At 33.3% G+C, this 16,739-nt stretch carries 19 protein-coding genes; 8 read left to right on the top strand and 11 right to left on the bottom strand.

All coding sequences use genetic code 11. The features are described from left to right. Nucleotides 1–28: 28 nt before the first annotated feature. The 4 genes from TDSAC_RS06845 to TDSAC_RS06830 form a co-directional block, all read right to left on the bottom strand. Nucleotides 29–1,393: an autotransporter outer membrane beta-barrel domain-containing protein gene (locus tag TDSAC_RS06845; protein ID WP_108309503.1), complete on the bottom strand. Its 1,365-nt coding sequence runs from the start codon at nt 1,391–1,393 to the stop codon at nt 29–31. Continuing rightward, complete coding sequence (locus tag TDSAC_RS06840) at nt 1,383–1,976, bottom strand: PilW family protein (protein WP_199919746.1); 594 nt, start codon at nt 1,974–1,976, stop codon at nt 1,383–1,385. The genes TDSAC_RS06845 and TDSAC_RS06840 overlap by 11 nt, the downstream gene beginning before the upstream one ends. Continuing rightward, a complete protein-coding gene (locus tag TDSAC_RS06835; RefSeq protein WP_108309501.1) occupies nt 1,973–2,341 on the bottom strand; it encodes a type IV pilus modification PilV family protein in 369 nt (122 codons plus the stop codon). The genes TDSAC_RS06840 and TDSAC_RS06835 overlap by 4 nt, the downstream gene beginning before the upstream one ends. A 69-nt stretch (nt 2,342–2,410) precedes the next feature. Next, the gene (locus tag TDSAC_RS06830) at nt 2,411–2,761 is read right to left on the bottom strand and encodes an Mth938-like domain-containing protein (protein WP_108309500.1); all 351 of its coding nucleotides are present in this window, start codon (nt 2,759–2,761) and stop codon (nt 2,411–2,413) included. Nucleotides 2,762–2,873: 112 nt separating this feature from the next. Here TDSAC_RS06830 and TDSAC_RS06825 point away from each other — a divergent pair, with 112 nt between their 5' ends. The 4 genes from TDSAC_RS06825 to TDSAC_RS06810 all read left to right on the top strand — a co-directional run bounded on the left by TDSAC_RS06825 (nt 2,874) and on the right by TDSAC_RS06810 (nt 6,078). After that, nucleotides 2,874–3,851: an ROK family protein gene (locus tag TDSAC_RS06825; RefSeq protein ID WP_199919745.1), complete on the top strand. Its 978-nt coding sequence runs from the start codon at nt 2,874–2,876 to the stop codon at nt 3,849–3,851. Between the two features lie 32 nt (nt 3,852–3,883). Next, nucleotides 3,884–5,068, top strand: a complete 1,185-nt coding sequence (locus TDSAC_RS06820) for an MFS transporter (protein ID WP_422822111.1) — start codon at nt 3,884–3,886, stop codon at nt 5,066–5,068. A 36-nt stretch (nt 5,069–5,104) separates the two neighbouring features. Further along, nucleotides 5,105–5,563, top strand: a complete 459-nt coding sequence (locus TDSAC_RS06815; protein ID WP_108309497.1) for a redoxin domain-containing protein — start codon at nt 5,105–5,107, stop codon at nt 5,561–5,563. A gap of 107 nt (nt 5,564–5,670) precedes the next feature. Next, nucleotides 5,671–6,078, top strand: a complete 408-nt coding sequence (locus tag TDSAC_RS06810) for a hypothetical protein (RefSeq protein ID WP_108309496.1) — start codon at nt 5,671–5,673, stop codon at nt 6,076–6,078. 61 nt (nt 6,079–6,139) lie between these two features. Here the strand turns inward: TDSAC_RS06810 and TDSAC_RS06805 are convergent, their stop codons facing one another. The 7 genes from TDSAC_RS06805 to TDSAC_RS06775 all read right to left on the bottom strand — a co-directional run bounded on the left by TDSAC_RS06805 (nt 6,140) and on the right by TDSAC_RS06775 (nt 13,630). Next, nucleotides 6,140–7,300: a S41 family peptidase gene (locus tag TDSAC_RS06805; RefSeq protein ID WP_108309495.1), complete on the bottom strand. Its 1,161-nt coding sequence runs from the start codon at nt 7,298–7,300 to the stop codon at nt 6,140–6,142. A gap of 51 nt (nt 7,301–7,351) precedes the next feature. After that, entirely contained in the window at nt 7,352–8,380 is a 1,029-nt protein-coding gene (locus tag TDSAC_RS06800; protein ID WP_108309494.1) for a glycosyltransferase family 9 protein, read from the bottom strand. Continuing rightward, complete coding sequence (kdsB, locus tag TDSAC_RS06795) at nt 8,367–9,104, bottom strand: 3-deoxy-manno-octulosonate cytidylyltransferase (RefSeq protein ID WP_108309493.1); 738 nt, start codon at nt 9,102–9,104, stop codon at nt 8,367–8,369. Before kdsB ends, TDSAC_RS06800 begins: the two co-directional genes overlap by 14 nt. Continuing rightward, the gene (lpxK, locus tag TDSAC_RS06790; RefSeq protein WP_108309492.1) at nt 9,097–10,167 is read right to left on the bottom strand and encodes a tetraacyldisaccharide 4'-kinase; all 1,071 of its coding nucleotides are present in this window, start codon (nt 10,165–10,167) and stop codon (nt 9,097–9,099) included. The genes kdsB and lpxK overlap by 8 nt, the downstream gene beginning before the upstream one ends. Continuing rightward, nucleotides 10,154–11,449 (bottom strand): 3-deoxy-D-manno-octulosonic acid transferase, encoded by a 1,296-nt coding sequence (locus TDSAC_RS06785; protein WP_108309491.1) that lies wholly within the window; start codon nt 11,447–11,449, stop codon nt 10,154–10,156. Before TDSAC_RS06785 ends, lpxK begins: the two co-directional genes overlap by 14 nt. Then, entirely contained in the window at nt 11,446–13,194 is a 1,749-nt protein-coding gene (locus tag TDSAC_RS06780) for an ABC transporter ATP-binding protein (protein ID WP_108309490.1), read from the bottom strand. Before TDSAC_RS06780 ends, TDSAC_RS06785 begins: the two co-directional genes overlap by 4 nt. Before the next feature lie 157 nt (nt 13,195–13,351). After that, nucleotides 13,352–13,630 carry an ArsR/SmtB family transcription factor gene (locus TDSAC_RS06775; protein ID WP_199919743.1) on the bottom strand — a complete coding sequence of 93 codons (279 nt, stop codon included), beginning with the start codon at nt 13,628–13,630 and terminating at the stop codon, nt 13,352–13,354. Between the two features lie 175 nt (nt 13,631–13,805). On the opposite strand from TDSAC_RS06775, the gene TDSAC_RS06770 reads away from it, so the two are divergent. From TDSAC_RS06770 to TDSAC_RS06755, 4 genes are read left to right on the top strand one after another with little or no spacing between them, the layout of a single operon-like run. After that, nucleotides 13,806–14,540: an amino acid ABC transporter ATP-binding protein gene (locus tag TDSAC_RS06770; protein ID WP_108309488.1), complete on the top strand. Its 735-nt coding sequence runs from the start codon at nt 13,806–13,808 to the stop codon at nt 14,538–14,540. Between the two features lie 51 nt (nt 14,541–14,591). Next, nucleotides 14,592–15,404, top strand: coding sequence for a transporter substrate-binding domain-containing protein (locus tag TDSAC_RS06765; protein ID WP_108309487.1), 813 nt, complete (start codon nt 14,592–14,594; stop codon nt 15,402–15,404). Then, nucleotides 15,404–16,081, top strand: a complete 678-nt coding sequence (locus tag TDSAC_RS06760; protein ID WP_108309486.1) for an amino acid ABC transporter permease — start codon at nt 15,404–15,406, stop codon at nt 16,079–16,081. Before TDSAC_RS06765 ends, TDSAC_RS06760 begins: the two co-directional genes overlap by 1 nt. Next, nucleotides 16,078–16,728, top strand: a complete 651-nt coding sequence (locus TDSAC_RS06755; RefSeq protein WP_108309485.1) for an amino acid ABC transporter permease — start codon at nt 16,078–16,080, stop codon at nt 16,726–16,728. The genes TDSAC_RS06760 and TDSAC_RS06755 overlap by 4 nt, the downstream gene beginning before the upstream one ends. Nucleotides 16,729–16,739 lie beyond the last annotated feature (11 nt).

The raw sequence follows: 16,739 nt of genomic DNA, 5'->3' as shown, positions 1-16,739 counted from the left end.
GATTATAATACAAAAAAGAAGCTTAATGTTATATAAGAGGTTCATGCCATGAACCAGTAATAATAGGTGAGCTTAAATAGCTTGACAAAAGATTGGTTATATTACTGAAATTAGCAGGATTATACACTATTTCACTGCCAGCATTTACTTGTAAGTTTCCGCTCTCTACCAGCAAGGCACCGTTTATATTAGAATTAGAATTCATCTGGACAGTTGTTTCTCCTATTTGGGCAGAGCCTGAGGCGTATACAAGTCCATTTATAGTATTGTTACTGTTAATAGTCAGATTCCCTGAGGAAGAAGAACCAGAACTATCACCAACATAAATTAAACTGTTAGTTAAACCCTGTACGTTAGAGTTGAAAGTTAAATTTCCATCATAAATTATTATATTACCGCCAACTGTAGAATTACTGTCAAATATTACTGAGGTATAGTTTCCAATTGTGATGATGTTTCCTGAAATTGTATCAGAATTGCTGTTTAAGATGAGATTTGAATTGCTACCTGTCAAAATAATATTGCCACCTATGTTGATCTGTGAATTAGAATTATCTGTTACGCTACCATTTGCGTATAAGCTTTTGTTAACTGTTAAGTTGGCATTTGAATTTAGTTTGACTGTATTTGACCACATGTTTCCATTTACAGTAAGAGAACTATTTGTATTGATTAAAAAATTTGAAGAGTTTATAACGAGATTACCATTTATAGTTAGGTTGCAGTTATTGTTAAGGCTGCCATCCGTCAAGATATAATTTCCAGTCAATGTTTGACCGCAAGTCGGATTTGAAAGCATAGTATAGTCTGTGGGCTTAGCAGGAATGCTTGGCGTCATGCTGCTAACTACTTGATGAATAGCGTTTTTGTAAGGCGTAAAATCAGAAAGATGCTGAGGGGGACCTATAACAGATGAGTTCGAATCTTTCGATAAAGCCCCGCTGAGCAGAGCGCCTGGTATATTTGGGTTATTTGTGGTAATAGCAGAGTTACTGTTCATATTTATGTCACCATTTGCTATGACTGCCCCAGGAATTACATTTCCAAGATAAACCGTTACAGATCTCTTTTGCGGTGTGTCTACTGAAGCAGTTATAATTTTCGTAATATAACCTGAAATTGTAGCTGGCTGTTTTACCACAATATTTACGTTTAGCCCTTCTTGCGAAGTATACTGTGAGCTGCCATAAGGCAAATTTTTCGCCGTCGCATAAGATATTCCCTCTTCACACGCAGCCAAAGCTTGAACAGAACCTGTTTGGGCAGAGGAAGTTTTAAATAATGATAGATTCAAAACTGCCCATACTCCAATTACTATTACAAAAAATATTAAAGCACCAATAGCAATTGGCAAAGCGAATCCGCTCTTGTCAAGAATTTTTTTACTGAACATTTCTTAATTTCACCTCCTTTGTAAAGGTATAAGAATTATTGCTCGATTTTAATCTTGCAGTTATAACAATCTGGACCACGTTATAGTTCCCAAAGGGATCCACCTGATTTGGGACAAAATTAGCGCTTGAATTTACCGAACCCAATACAGGAGAGAATGCCGTAAAGACCACATTTGGAGGATTGAGAACTGAACAGGTTGTGTTATTCACACATCTTGACAGGTTTCCATTTTGCAATTGATATTTCACTACACTATATGCGCCAGTCCCATCGGGATTTTGCGAAGTAGGAACATCCAGGTTAAACGATATATAACCAGAGCTGCCCTGAACACAGACTATGTTTGCATTTACGGTAGTGCCAGGGCTTATCTGAAGATTTATATACCCAGCCTCTCTAATCTCCCTTGACATGCTATAAAGAATATTTGGGACACTGATAGATATGTTATCTATCTCCTGATTTTTAACGAATGATTTGCCGCCGCTTGAAAGAACATATATTACAGCAATAGCGATCATTGATGCTATTACTATAACCACCAAGAGTTCGGTAAGAGTAAAACCTCTCTTGTTATTCATTGGCATGCCTCAGACTGTAAATTGATATTTTGAAATCTCGCAGGAGTCGCTGTATCGCTGACTGTGACGCTTAGTAAGTCACAATTAGAGTTTGGATCCTTTGAGCGCACAGCGCTCAATTTAAAGCATATACTGCTATTGTTAACGCAATAATTAGAATTTTGGATATTTACAGAGCTGCCTAAACTAAGGGCTCTCAAACTTTCCATCTGGGAATCAGCAAGTATATTAGCCTGGTTTAAGATATAGTTGTTTGTAGATGCCTTTAGAGATGACGACAGGCCCCACGCAAGAACAATGAGAGCAAAGAGCAAAAAAAAAGAAGCTATTAAGAGCTCTATTAGAGTTACTCCTCTTTTATTCACTATTTTCTCCCTTAATTTCTGGCTTATTTATATTAATGATATACCAAAAAATTCAAATAATCAATTTATTTAGCACGTAAGGTGAAAGAGTGCTAGAGGCGCCATCCCATTACTTACAAGACTATTAAAAATATCGGCGGCTTTTTTCGTATCATATATCAAAATCTCTTTTTTAGCTTCTTTAAAATATTTGATAAAGTTATCTTCAACCCTTACTATACCGTATGCGCCTGTCCCACATATTATATGTGTAACATTTTCAATTTTTTTTAATATGCTTTCAATGTCACCAAGAGAAAAAATATGTCCTTCTTTCCTCCACCACGGATAAACGAGTATTTCATCCTTGGTAAATATTAAATCTTTTGTATATTCTTTGCCATCTATTTCTATATATCCAAATTTGTAAAAATTTATCATAACCTGTCACCCCTTTTGAAGGTAATTTTAGTCTTAAATATTAATTTACTATATGTTTTGTAATACTTGCAATTTATTTTTTAATATACTTAATTTTTACAAAACAATAAAAATGATATACAATACTGCTATGGCAGATATAGCACAATTTGACTATTATATAGGCATTGATATTGGCGGCACAAGAACAAGGGTGGGGCGCTTTTCGAAAGATTGTAAATTAGAAGAAAAGGAAGTTATAGAAACTATTCGTTATAAAAAAAGTCCTGAGTTTTTATTAGAAGAGATTGCGAAGAAAATCTTAGGTTTAAAAAAACCAAATTCAGAATTTGCAATTGGCATATCAGCTCCTGGTCCATGCGACACAAAACTGGGCATAGTAAAAAACCCGCCTAATCTACCTGGTTGGGGTGAGGTAAGAGTTAGCGAATTTTTTAAAAATAAATTTGATACTTATGTAAGTCTTGAAAACGATGCAAATGCTGCGGCATTTGCAGAATACAAAATTGGTTCTGGCAAAGGATATAAGAATATGGTTTACTTTACTCTGTCTACTGGAATAGGCGGAGGAATTATTATAAATGGCAAGATTTACAGAGGATTTATGGATAGTGCAGGAGAATTTGGACACCAGATAGTTCTACCAAATGGTCCAAAATGTAGATGTGGGAGTAAAGGTTGCCTGGAGGCAGTTTCTTCAGGCTATGCTATTTCAAGAGATGCTATTTCGAAAGCTTTAGTTAGAAAATCTGGTATTCTTTATGAAATTTATAAGAAAAATGGAACAATAAATGCAAGTGATGTTTTCTTGGCGTCTAGCCAGGGCGACGACATTTCCTGGAAAATCCTAAATAAAGCTATTACATATATGGGCATTGGAATCAGTAACGTCATCACAGTGCTCTCCCCTGAATGCGTAGTTTTGGGCGGAGGCCTTACAAATCAAGACTATATCATTGAAGAAATTAGAAATTTTGCAGCGACTCATGTAAAAATGGCTCCAATAAATAAGATAAAGATAGTAAAAAGCTCCCTTGGCGACGATTCGTCTCTTTATGGAAGCGTGTTAAATACAGTAGATTCTTTCTAAAATATTTTCTATTAAGATTGGTTTTTAAGGAGGTGCCTTTTTTGGACGACCTCAGGAGAAAGTCGATTGTTTTTATAGTTCTTATAGGAATGGTAAGCCTATTTGCAGATATGACATACGAAGGTGCAAGGTCCATTTCAGGTCAATATCTGGAAATTTTAGGTGCTAGCGCAGCTATTGTAGGGTTTATAGGTGGGCTGGGCGAGCTTATGGGATATGCTATTAGATTTTTTTCAGGCAGACTTGTTGATAGAACCCACAAGTATTGGTTACTAACTATTTTTGGATACTTCATAAACCTTTTGTCGGTTCCATTAATAGCTCTTTTACCCCTTTGGCAGTGGGCAATATTTCCAATGATAACGGAAAGGATTGGAAAGGGTATTAGAGTACCACCTAAAGATGCAATGTTGTCATTCGCTACAAAATCTGTTGGAAGAGGTTGGGGATTTGGAATTCATGAATTCCTCGATCAATTGGGTGCTGTTAGTGGCCCCATTTTTGTAGCTATAGTTTTGTTTTTTTTAGGAGAAAATAATTTTAGATATGCGTTCTTTTTTCTTTTTATACCGGCATTGTGTGCAATAGGGATATTATTTTTATCATGGTTTTTATATCCTGTTCCATCTAAATTGGAGGTAAATTTAATAGAGATTGATTCAAAAGGACTGCCAAAACTTTTTTGGATATATTGTTTTTGTGTATTAGGTTTTGCCGTTGGGTTTTTGGATTTTGTTTTGATAGCATTTCACCTTGAAAGGGCAAAGATAATATCACAACCTATAATACCCTTACTCTATGCCTTTACGATGGGAGTAGATGGAGTAAGCGCACTTGTGTTTGGTAAGCTTTTTGATAAAAATGGATTTATTGCGCTTCTATTTGCAATTGTTATATCAGTTTTTGCAAATCCTCTTATATTTTTGTCAAGATCAGTTTACCCTATAGTAGCTGGAATGATTTGCTGGGGTATTGGTTTGGGAGCACTTGAATCTATTGTCAGAGCCGCAGTAGCAAACATAGTACCTGCTAGTAAAAGAGGTAGTGCCTTTGGCATATTTAATGCATTGCTGGGAATATTTTGGTTTGTTGGGAGCTTTGTCTGTGGAATTTTGTATGGTATATCGCCAGTATATCTGGTGGCTTTCTCAGTTACTGCGCAAATTTTTTCAGTAGCAAGCTTTATATATTTTAGAAGAAGTTTTAGAGCAGTATAGGTAGTTTTAATAAAAATTCAATTGTGGAGGTAAAAAATGTTACCTATAGGTTCACAGGCAATAAATTTTTCTTTAAAGGATCAAAATGACAGTGTAGTATCTCTTGAATCTTTAAGAGGTAAAAATGTTCTTTTGTCTTTTCATCCTCTTGCATTTACTCCTGTGTGTGAAGAACAAATGAAGTCGCTTGAGGCAAACTTTGATACCTTTAAGTCTCTGAATACAGTTTGTTTAGGAATCAGTATTGATTCAGTTTATTGCAAAAAGGCATGGGCAGATATAATTGGCGTAAAGAATACTTCTTTGTTGGCTGATTTCTGGCCACATGGTGGTTTAGCGCAGCAATATGGTGTTTTTCTAGGGGATTTTGGTTTTTCTGGTAGGGTAAACATACTTCTTGATGAATCTCACAAAATAATATTTAAAAAAATATATCCTATAAAAGAAGTACCTGACATTAATGAGATCATAGATTTTTTAAAATCGAAAAAATAAATAAAAAGTTATATAATTTTAAATATCTGTAATTTTGTACGCTTAACTAAACACATATAAAAATGATAGAATATTATATATGATAATTTAAATTTATGAGGTGAAAAGTGCAAAAACGAGTTGAGAGTGGTTTGGTTGCTTGTTTTGTAAATGATGGTATCATATATCAAAAAAAGGATATGTTAAGAATTTTGTCTGATCTTTTATTTGTTAAATACGAACAATATGATTCCAGTGGTCTAAAAAAGACTGGTGAAGGAAGAGTTTTTAGAGTTTATAATAATACTACTAATTCAAGCATACTTATGAATGGTCGCATATACTTAAACGTAAATAGCTTTGAATATTTACAGATACACACAGATCCAAATACTAATACGTCTTATTTTGAATTGTTCACTCCAGATTTTTCTATAAGAATTTACCCCTTGGATACAGAAGATAAAGAAGTTCAGTGGCAAATGGATACTATTTCGGACAAAGATCTTTTTGAGGGGGAACAAGAAGAAGATTAATTTTAGAGTTAATAAAAAGGGGCGCTTATAAGCGCCCCTTTTTATTATAAATAAGTAGTAACTAATAAATACCATCTTTTTCGCGAAGAATTTTTATAGCTTCGTTTAATTGAGGATCCTTTTCAGGATTTTTACCCATATCTTGCCAATCTTTTGGATCTGGGACAATTATATTAGGTTCTATCCCTATTTTATTAATGTCGTGTCCTAAAGGAGTCAAATATTTTTCAGTCGTTATTACAAGAGCACTATTGTCATATAAAGGTATAACAGATTGAATTAGTCCCTTACCGAAGGTTTTTTCACCTATCAGAGTATATCCGTAATCTTTCATAGCACCAGATAAGATTTCTGCAGCGCTAGCTGATCCTTCATTTACCAGAACTACTACTGGGATATCTAATTTTGAATCCTTATAAGGAGAGTAAACTTTTGTCTGATTACCGTTTCTGTTCACAGTTATTACAACTGGGTTATCTCCAACAAAGTATCCTGCGATATCCAGACATGTTTTTACGGTACCACCAGGATCGTTTCTAAGGTCTAAAATCAATGCTTTCATCTTTTCTATCTCTGGCAGATACGATTTGAATTCATCGTATGTCTTGTCATTAAACGTGCTTATTCTCAAATATCCTATTTGATAGGTAATAGGTCTAAATGTAACGCTATTTATTTCTATGGTTTCTCTTGTAATATTAAATTCTTTAAGCTCCCCTTTTCTTTCTATTCCTATTTTTACCTGAGTTCCTACAGGTCCACGAATTAACTTTACTACCTGATTTATGTCCATTCCGTCAATTGGTTTTCCATCTACCGAAACTATTCTATCGTTTGCTTTTATGCCAGCTTTGTATGCAGGTGTTCCTTCAATAGGGGCTATAACTACTATACTTTTGTCTTTAACGCCCATTTCAATACCTATGCCGCTAAACGATCCTTCGAGCTGGTCTTTCATCTGAGCAAAGGATTCTGGATCCACATATCTTGTGTATGGATCGCCTACCGCCTGTACCATACCTCTAATTGCGCCCTCAACCAGTTTAGTGGGATCTAGAGTAGAAGGTGCTACATAATAATTTTCAACAAGATTATACACATACTGCAACATTCCCCAATTGGTACTACCTGAAGCCATATTGCTTTTCAGAGTAAAGCCTGCCGAGAACGCTATTACTGAAACCAAAAACAAAATAAAGCCATACTTAATCCTTTTGCCCATGACGTCTCCTTTCAAAATATCAAAACATAATGAAAATTATATCACTTAACACTATTTTAGCTTTAAAACTTTTGAAATTGACATACTTACATCGTCTACACTGATAAGATCAATGCACTTCATATTGTAAGGGCAAGAGTAAAGGGAGCAGGGTGCACAACTTACAGTAGTTTGTAAAACTACTGAATTTTTGCCTAGAGGACCACAAAGGTTTGGATTTGTTGAGCCATAAAGCCCTATTACAGGGATGTTTTGAAAAGATGCAAGATGTAAGGGGCCAGAATCGTTGCCCACCGTAAGTGCGGAAAGCTTGAGGAGCGCAGCAGTTTCTTCAATTTTGAAGTCATCAGGCATTGTAATTGCATTTTCTGTAAAATTTGAAATTCCTTCCAAAACTTTTTTATCTTCTTTAGAACCAATTAAAATTGATTTGTAACCAAAATTTTTGTATAGATAGTTTATAATCTGAACATAATTTTCTTGAGACCAATTTTTCAATTTATATCCTGATGAAGCTACTATAGCAACGAACTTGTCAATATTTTTTTCTTTTAAAAATATTTTTGGTTTTTTAAAGTCAATTTCAAATAAGTTTAATTCACAAATTAGTTCTGGATTTATTCCTAATGGTTCTAAAAGTCTCAAGTGGTGCAAAGCATTGTGTTCTTTTCTTCTTAGCGAATCATCAGCTTTGTAGGTTGAAAAAATTTGTTTCATTGAAAAGCTTTGAAATATTTTTACTCCAGAAAATTTAGTTAATGTTGTTATTAAAAAATGCCTCTGGAGATCGAATATCAAATCAAATTTTTCTTTTCTGTAATTGAGGAAGAAATGAGGTAAATCTCCTGGAATTTTCTGGATTTTGTACTCTTCATAATAAATTATGTCGTCAATATTTTTTGATCTTAATACTAAAGACATCGTATATTCTCTAAGGTTTCCAATAAAATATATTTCTGCTTCAGGAAAATTTCTTCTTAAATTAGAAAAAAGAGGGAAAGAAAATAATAAATCACCCAATCCAGGGTTGCCTACTATTACACCTATCTTCTTAATATTTTTTATATCAAAATTTCTCAATTTTTTCTTTCAATATCCTTTCAACTTCTATTAAATCCTCTATTGTATCTACACTTTTTGTACTGAAAGGGATAAGATTCATACGGATTGAAAAGCCGTTTTCGAGGACTCTGAGTTGTTCTAGCGATTCTGCCCTTTCTAGAGGAGTGGGGGATAAATTGGAAATAATTAGTAAAAAATCTCTTTTATAAGCGTAGAAACCTAAATGTTTATATCTTGTTACTCCAATGCCATCTCTATCAAATGGAATGGAATGCCTGGAAAAGTATAAAGCATCCATATTTTTTTTGCATACTACCTTTACTACTGCAGGATCAGACTCCTCTTCTGGTTTAATAATGGTCATAAGAGAAGTCATATTTACCTTTTTATCAGAGAACGGTTCTATAAGAGCATCAATTATTACCTCGTTTACCATTGGTTCATCGCCTTGAATATTTACTATGATTTCATAATCTGTTAGCATTCTTGCGACTTCGGCTACTCTGTCTGTCCCACTTCTACACGATTTTGATGTCAAAAGTGTCTTTGCACCGAAAGTAGTTGCTATACTTATTATGGTTTCTGAATCTGTAGCAATAATCAGATCTGATAATAGTTTACTTTTATATGCTCCTTCATATACCCATTGAATCATTGGCTTGTTCAAAATTTTCCTTAAAGGTTTTTCTGGTAATCTGGTAGATTTCAATCTAGAAGGAATTACACCTAAAATTTTATACATTTTTGCCCCCTTCTGAAAAAATTTCTGCTTCGATTAATAATGCATATAACAAAAGATTTGAACCCTTTAAAAAGTTTAATTTTACTATATCTTTCTCTGTTGTTAAGAAAACATCAACATTTAGGGTTTTCGACTTATTATATAATCTTAATAAATCTTTTTCTGTATATCTTATGTGATCGGGGAAAGACGTTGAACCAACTATATTTATTCCTAAATTCTTACATGTAAGGAAAAAACTATCAGGATTACCAATACCACAGAATGCAAAAACTCTTTTGTTATTTAAAACATTAAAATTATATTCTTTATACAATGACATATCTACAAGTTTTTTAGGAACATATCTCATCAATAGTATCTTTGCGTTAAAATTAATACTTTTTATGTCTTGTATTAATTTTAACAGGTCTTTGTAGTCAATAAGGTCAAATCTTGATATTACTACTATGTTAGCTCTTGATAAAGATTCCTTTGGTTCTCTTAAGAAACCCCTCGGGAACATATATCCACCACCCCAGGGATCGATCGCATCGATAGTTACGATATCTAAATCTTTTTGTATGCTCCAATATTGAAATGCATCGTCTAATATCACAATATCGCAACCATGTTCATTTTGAAGAAATTCGATAGCTCTCTCTTTGACTCTGTCTACAATTACTATTGCGTTTGGTACCTTTTTTGAAACGAGATATGCCTCATCTCCTGCAATATAAGGAGTTGATAAAATATTTTTTCCATCTTGTACTATTAATGTTCCCCTTGCCTCTCCCGCATATCCTCTAAAAACAACTCCTACTCGTAGGCCTTTTTCTAAATTTTTCTTTGCAAGCCAGATTACAAGGGGTGTTTTTCCTGTGCCACCAAGGACTATATTTCCAACTCCAATAACCTTTAAATCAAATTTCTTTTTTGGAAGCGCTAAGATTCTTTCTCTTCTCCTTAAAACAAACATTTTATAAATGCGACTCAAAAGGTATAAAAATGATAAAAATATTTTATTTTTTCCGCTTTTAACGCATTCTATCCAGTAAAAAGAAAGCTTTTCATACAAAAACATTAAACTTGTCCTTCAAGAGATTATAGGTTCTTTCAAGAGAATGTGAGGCATATTCAAATTTCTTTCTGGCTATTTTCCCCTCTTCAAGCCAATTATTGTCTTGAAGCAAATATTTTACTAACTTATAGAATTGTTCAAAGTTTTCTATCACATAAGCCCCTTTATGTGTGTTATTTGAAATTTCTTTATTTTCTCTTAATAATGTATCTGCCATAAACGATTGTCTTTGATAATATTTTCCGAAAAGTACTGGTCTAGAACATATTGCTGGTTCAAATAGATTGTGTCCACCAATCTTTTGAAGCGTACCACCAACAAAGCCAATTTTTCCAAGAGAATATATATCAGAAAGCTCTCCCATTGTATCTATCAAGATAATTGATTTTTGATTTTTATATCTCTTTATAAAATCTTTATCTTTTGACCATAATAGGAATTTAATATTATTTCTTTTTAATTCGATTATCACTTCGTCCAATCTTGAAAGGTGTCTGGGAGCAATTGCGAGCGATATATTCTTCTCAAACTTCAAATACAATTTTATCAAAATTGATTCCTCCCCCCTGTGGGTGCTACCTGCTACTAGATCAAATATATTTTCTTCTGAACAGAAATCTTTGTAATTTTGATAGGCTTTAATGTCTCCAACTGTAAACACTTTATTTTCCTTTATTCCATACTTAATTAAATTATTCTTATCGTCTTCAGTTTTCGCAAAAAAGGCGGTAATTTTTGAAAATATGTCTTTAAACAAAAAATTAAAACTCTTATATCTGTTAAAAGCTTTTTTACTAAATCTAGTGCTGATGTGAAATATCCGCCCATGTTTAGAAAAGATATCTATTAAATTAGGCCAATATTCGGCTTCAACAATAACGATATTTGGAACCTGTAGAATAGAACACAATTTTGAAATTAGCCAGCTGAAATCTAGAGGAGATATCCTAACATAAATGTCGGGATATTTTTCTCTAATTAGTTTTAGTGCTGCATAATTAGTTACAGTAAGAAATATTGGATAATTTTCATATTCGAGTTTTATTTTGTTAATAAGATTTACTGCTCCTAAAACTTCTCCTACAGAAGCTGCATGAATCCACAAGCCATTAAAAGAACTCTTTTTTTGCTGATTTTTAAAATCTTTTATTACCGGTTCATTTTTAGAAAGAGTAAATCTATATTTTATAGTTTTCCTATAACCCTCGTTAGAGATAGATTTTAAAATAACATACATTGAAGCAATTAATAATAAAAGATCGTATATTGCTGATCGAAACTTCATAGTGAAGCGAACATATTTTCTTTTGTTTGAAGTTCAAATAGCATTCTATATTTTCCATTTTCTTTGCTCATTAGTTCACTGTGGGTACCTTCTTCAACTATTTTTCCGTTTTCTAGATACAGGATTTTATCTGCAAATATTACTGTTGAGAGTCTGTGAGCAACTATTATAGTGGTTCTTCCTTTTAAAACTCTCTTAAGAGCTTCTTGAAACTGAGATTCAGAAGAGGCATCAAGATTGGACGTTGCTTCATCTAACAAGAATATCTTTGGATTTTTTATTACAGCGCGTGCAATAGAAATTCTTTGTCTTTCTCCTCCTGAAAATCTTACTCCTCTTTCGCCCAGAACAGTATCATATCCTTTTTCCATCTTATCAATAAAATCGTGTGCGTTTGATATTTTTGCAGCCCAAATTATATCTTCAGTAGTAGCGTCATTTTTTCCATATGAAATATTTTCAGAAATTGTTGTGTTAAAAAGTATGATATCTTGTGGTACAAGTCCCAAATGCCTTCTAAGAGATCTCATAGATAAATCCCTTACATCATAGCCGTCGATTTTAATGCTTCCACTTTGAGGGTCATAAAATCTCATAATTAGATCAATGATAGTAGTTTTTCCAGCTCCTGAAGGCCCAACAATTGCAAAAACTTGACCAGGCATTATCCTAAAGCTTAATCCTTTTAGAATATACTCTTCGTCATCAGGATACTTGAACCACACGTTTTCAAATTCGATCATGCCTTTAATTTCTTGAATTTCGATTGCGTCCTCTTTATCCTTTATACTAGGTTCTATATCGAGAACAGAAAATATTCTATGTGCTGCAGCCATTGCCTGTTGGATATTTCCAAGATTTGAACCCATTCTTCTTACAGGAGTGGTGATGATACCAATATAACCAATAAATGCCATAAGATCTCCTATGGTCATATGGCCATTTATAACTCTATAGCCACCATACCAAAATACAGCTGCTATTCCCATTGCTCCTAATAGTTCCATCACTGGGGTATAAATAGAATTAAGTCTACCAGCCTTTAAAACTGCTTTAACTGATTCTCTATTTATTTTCTTAAAGCGTTCGCTTTCTTTTTCATAAGTCGCAAAACCATGTACTATTTTGATAGAGGAGAGAATCTCTTGCAAAACTGCAAAGACGTCAGCAGACCTTTCTTGAATTCTATAGCTGACGCTCTTTAATCTCCTGCCAAACTTTTGAACTGCTAAAAATGCAAGAGGTAAAATAAATATTGTAGCCATCGTTAGTTTCCAATCAATATAAAATATAAAACAAACTACTCCAATTAAAGTAAGAGTATCAAGCACTAAGCTTACTAAACCTGTAGAAAAAACTTGCTGTAATATAAATGTATCGTTTGTCAATCTGGACATCAACTCACCTGTAGAGTGTTTTTTAAAGAATTCTAGAGGCATCAGTTGCATATGAGTAAAAAACTGCTCCCTAATATCAGATATTACGCTATTTGTAATATAAATCATTAGATAATTCTGGCAAAAGCTTAGTATTCCTTTGATTATATATAAACCTATCATTGACAAGGCTAAAATATTTAAAATAAAGGCGTTTTTCTTTATTAGTGCAGAATCTATCAAAACTTTTAAAGTCCAAGGAATGGCTACCATGATTGCCGAGACTAAACACATAAAAAATAGTGCTAAAACAAAATATTTTACATATGGTTTTAGATATTTCAAAAGTCTAAAATATATATCTTTCAACTCCTTCTTTAAAACAGTATCTGAATAAAATTATATATCACTTATTAATCTTATGAGGATAAAATAAAATTTAGTTAGTTCTTTAATTTTTTGAAATAAAAAATCAAAGAAAAGGTTATTTTATGTATTAAAAACAACAAGATTTAAAATCCTGGTTTTACCTTTTTAAAAATATTTTTTGTATTGATTTTAGGTAGTCTTCTAGAACAGCATTGTTTAAAGAGCATAATCCATATTGACCCTTTCTGTTTATTTCAATTAAACCTGCATCGTTTAAAATTTTTAAGTGATGAGAGACTGCTGGTTGAGTTATGTCAAGAGCTTTAATGACTTCAGTGCAAGAAATTTTAGGGTTTGAAGAAATCGATTGAAGGATTTTAAACCTTGAATCATTTGCTAAAGCATTAGAAATCTTAATAATTTGATCCAAATTCAATTTTCTTACCTCCTTAATAATATAAATTTAAATATAATCATATCAAATTTTTCTTTAAAATGTATAAAAATATCTTATATAAAATTTTATATAATTTTAATTAAAATTTAATCAAGTTTTAATGTATAATATACAATCGAACGTTTTCTTTTTATTTGTGGAGGGTAAAAATTTTATGGTAAAAATGGAGCATGTAAACAAATACTTTGGTACTCATCACGTTCTTAAAGATATCAATCTTCATGTAAAGTTCAAAGAGAGACTGGTAATAATGGGACCAAGTGGTTCAGGAAAAAGTACTTTGATAAGATGTATTAACTTTTTAGAGAAGCCATCATCTGGCAAGATCTTTGTAAACGGTGTGGAAATAACTGCTAATAAAATTCAGCTAAATAAAGTAAGACAAAAAATAGGCATGGTTTTTCAACATTTTAATCTTTACCCACATAAGACGGCACTTGAGAATGTGATGCTTGCGCCGATTCTTGTTGAAAAGAGAGATAGAAATGAAGTTGAAAAAAGCGCAATTGCTCTTCTTGAGAAGGTCGGCTTGAAGGATGTATATAATAAATATCCATCTCAACTTTCTGGTGGGCAGCAACAAAGAGTTGCGATTGCAAGGGCTTTGAATATGAAACCTGATCTTTTGCTGTTTGATGAGCCTACATCGGCTCTTGATCCCGAAATGATTCAGGAAGTTCTTGATATTATGGTAGCTCTTGCAAAAGAGGGGATGACGATGATTGTAGTAACGCACGAAATGGGTTTTGCAAAACAAGCTGCAGATAGAATTGTTTTTATGGACGATGGTCAGATCATTGAAACAGGCACCCCAGATCAGATTTTCAATAATCCTCAACATGAAAGAACTCAGGCTTTTCTTGAAAAGTTAAACAAGATTCAGGTCTAAATTTAGCTTTTAATAAAAGTTTTAGTAAATTTAAAAAAAGGAGGAATAAAAATGAAGAATTTGAAGTTATTGTTTTTAGGCATTGTTATTTTTCTGGGTTTTGTTATTACTGGATGCTCTCAACAAGCGCAAAAGCCTCAGGAGAGTTCTGCAGTGCCACCAGACATTAAGGCCATCAAAGATCGAGGTATTCTTAATGTAGGTGTAAAGTACGATGTTCCAAAGTTTGGATATAAGGATCCAAAGACAGGTAAGGTTGAAGGATTTGAAATTGATATTGCTCACGAAATGGCAAAAAAGATCCTTGGTAATCCTGATAAAGTTAATTTGATAGCTGTTACACCTAAAACGAGGGGTCCTCTTTTGGATAACGGTGAAGTTGACATGGTTATTGCAACCTTTACTATTACTCCAGAAAGAGAAAAAAGTTTTAACTTTTCAATACCGTATTTTACTGATGGAGTAGCACTTTTGGTAAAAAAAGATTCTGGTATTAAGAGTTTTACAGATTTGAATGGCAAAACAATTGGGGTTGCACAAAGTGCAACTACAAAGGGTGCAATAGAGGCTGAGGCAAAAGCAAAAGGTATAAAGGTCAATGTGCTTGAATTTGCTAGTTATCCAGAAATAAAGGCAGCACTTGAATCTGGAAGAGTTCAAGCCTTTTCTACAGATGGTGCAATACTTTATGGTTATGTTGACGATTCTACTACCATACTTCCTGACAGATTTGCTCCACAAAATTATGGTATAGCGATGAAAAAAGGAAATGACGGCCTGCTTAAATTAGTGAACTCAACTCTTGAAGAAATGCAAAAAGATGGCACACTTCAGAAGTTAAAGGAGAAGTGGGGACTTAAGTAGTGTTTGAAACGGGACCCTTTGCATTATTTAAATGGGAGAAATTATTTTCTGATTGGAGGATCTTTGCAGAGGGTTTCTTTACTACAATATCAGTTTCATTTCTTGGTCTCTTATTAGCGCTTGTATTAGGCTTAATCTTTGGTGTTCTTGCAACCAGTCAATTTAGAAGTGCTAAAATAATTAATCGGATATATGTTGAATTTATCCAAAATACCCCTTTAGTAATACAGGTGTTTTTTCTTTATAATGGTCTTCCACATCTGGATATAGTTTTACCTGTTTTTGCTGTTGGGGTAATTGGAGTAGGAGTCTATCACGGAGCATATATTGCAGAGGTTATAAGGGCAGGAATTCAGGCTATTCACAGAGGCCAATTGGAAGCTGCATATTCTCAAGGTTTTACCTTCTGGCAAGCTATGAGATATATAATTTTACCTCAGGCAAAGATAATAATATTTCCTCCTTTAACTAATCAGGCTGTCAGTTTGATAAAAAATACTTCAGTAATGGCTATGGTAGCTGGAGGAGATCTGATGTATCATGCAGATTCATGGTCAAGCAATAATTTATATTATGGGCCAGCATATGTGGTAGTAGGTCTATTATATTTAAGTCTTTGCTTGCCACTTGCTAGGTTTGCTGATTATCTTGAAAGAAAGGCTAAGATGAATCCATGATAGAAGAACTTTTTGCTCCTAATATTTTAATTTTTCTACTAAAAGGATTGCAGGTAACTCTTACTATAGCAGTATTTACCATAATTTTTAGTACGTTTTTTGGAATAATTCTTGGAGTAGCAAAATATTCAAGAAAGCCTTTTGTTAGCCAGATTGCTTCAATTTATATAGATTCTATTAGAAACATCCCACTTTTGTTGTTTATACTTGCTTGCAGATTTATGATACCCATCCCCCCAATACATGCGGCTATTCTTGCTATGACTATTTTTACTACTGCAATGATAGCAGAAATTGTTAGAGGGGGGCTTAATTCAATCGATAAAGGTCAGTGGGAAGCTGCTGCTTCGCAAGGTCTTAGTTATACTCAAACGCTTATTTATATAGTATTGCCACAAGCCATAAGAAAAGTTATACCACCTCTTATTTCACAATTTATTACAACCATAAAGGATACATCTTTTACATGGGCTGTTGGCATCGAAGAGTTAACGGGCAGGGGGATGATAATTATGGGACAATATGCAGAGCCAGCACAAGTTTTTGTGTTATTTGGGATGATAGCATCAACGTATTTTGTAATTAACTATACTCTTTCGGTTATAGCAAGAAATCAGCAAAAAAGGATGATTTATCAAAGTTATTAAACTTTATAGCG

Source organism: Thermodesulfobium acidiphilum, assembly GCF_003057965.1.
Classification (GTDB): Bacteria; Thermodesulfobiota; Thermodesulfobiia; order Thermodesulfobiales; family Thermodesulfobiaceae; genus Thermodesulfobium; species Thermodesulfobium acidiphilum.
This window is presented reverse-complemented; position numbering and strand designations above follow the sequence as displayed.

Excerpts from the sequence above, each read along its gene's own strand:
- TDSAC_RS06825 (WP_199919745.1), top strand. The coding sequence starts at position 2,874 with ATGATATACAATACTGCTATGGCAGATATAGCACAATTTGACTATTAT.
- kdsB (WP_108309493.1), bottom strand. The coding sequence starts at position 9,104 with ATGTATAAAATTTTAGGTGTAATTCCTTCTAGATTGAAATCTACCAGA.
- lpxK (WP_108309492.1), bottom strand. The coding sequence starts at position 10,167 with ATGTTTTTGTATGAAAAGCTTTCTTTTTACTGGATAGAATGCGTTAAA.
- TDSAC_RS06770 (WP_108309488.1), top strand. The coding sequence starts at position 13,806 with ATGGTAAAAATGGAGCATGTAAACAAATACTTTGGTACTCATCACGTT.
- TDSAC_RS06785 (WP_108309491.1), bottom strand. The coding sequence starts at position 11,449 with ATGAAGTTTCGATCAGCAATATACGATCTTTTATTATTAATTGCTTCA.
- TDSAC_RS06840 (WP_199919746.1), bottom strand. The coding sequence starts at position 1,976 with ATGAATAACAAGAGAGGTTTTACTCTTACCGAACTCTTGGTGGTTATA.
- TDSAC_RS06805 (WP_108309495.1), bottom strand. The coding sequence starts at position 7,300 with ATGGGCAAAAGGATTAAGTATGGCTTTATTTTGTTTTTGGTTTCAGTA.
- TDSAC_RS06755 (WP_108309485.1), top strand. The coding sequence starts at position 16,078 with ATGATAGAAGAACTTTTTGCTCCTAATATTTTAATTTTTCTACTAAAA.
- TDSAC_RS06845 (WP_108309503.1), bottom strand. The coding sequence starts at position 1,393 with ATGTTCAGTAAAAAAATTCTTGACAAGAGCGGATTCGCTTTGCCAATT.
- TDSAC_RS06830 (WP_108309500.1), bottom strand. The coding sequence starts at position 2,761 with ATGATAAATTTTTACAAATTTGGATATATAGAAATAGATGGCAAAGAA.
- TDSAC_RS06765 (WP_108309487.1), top strand. The coding sequence starts at position 14,592 with ATGAAGAATTTGAAGTTATTGTTTTTAGGCATTGTTATTTTTCTGGGT.
- TDSAC_RS06815 (WP_108309497.1), top strand. The coding sequence starts at position 5,105 with ATGTTACCTATAGGTTCACAGGCAATAAATTTTTCTTTAAAGGATCAA.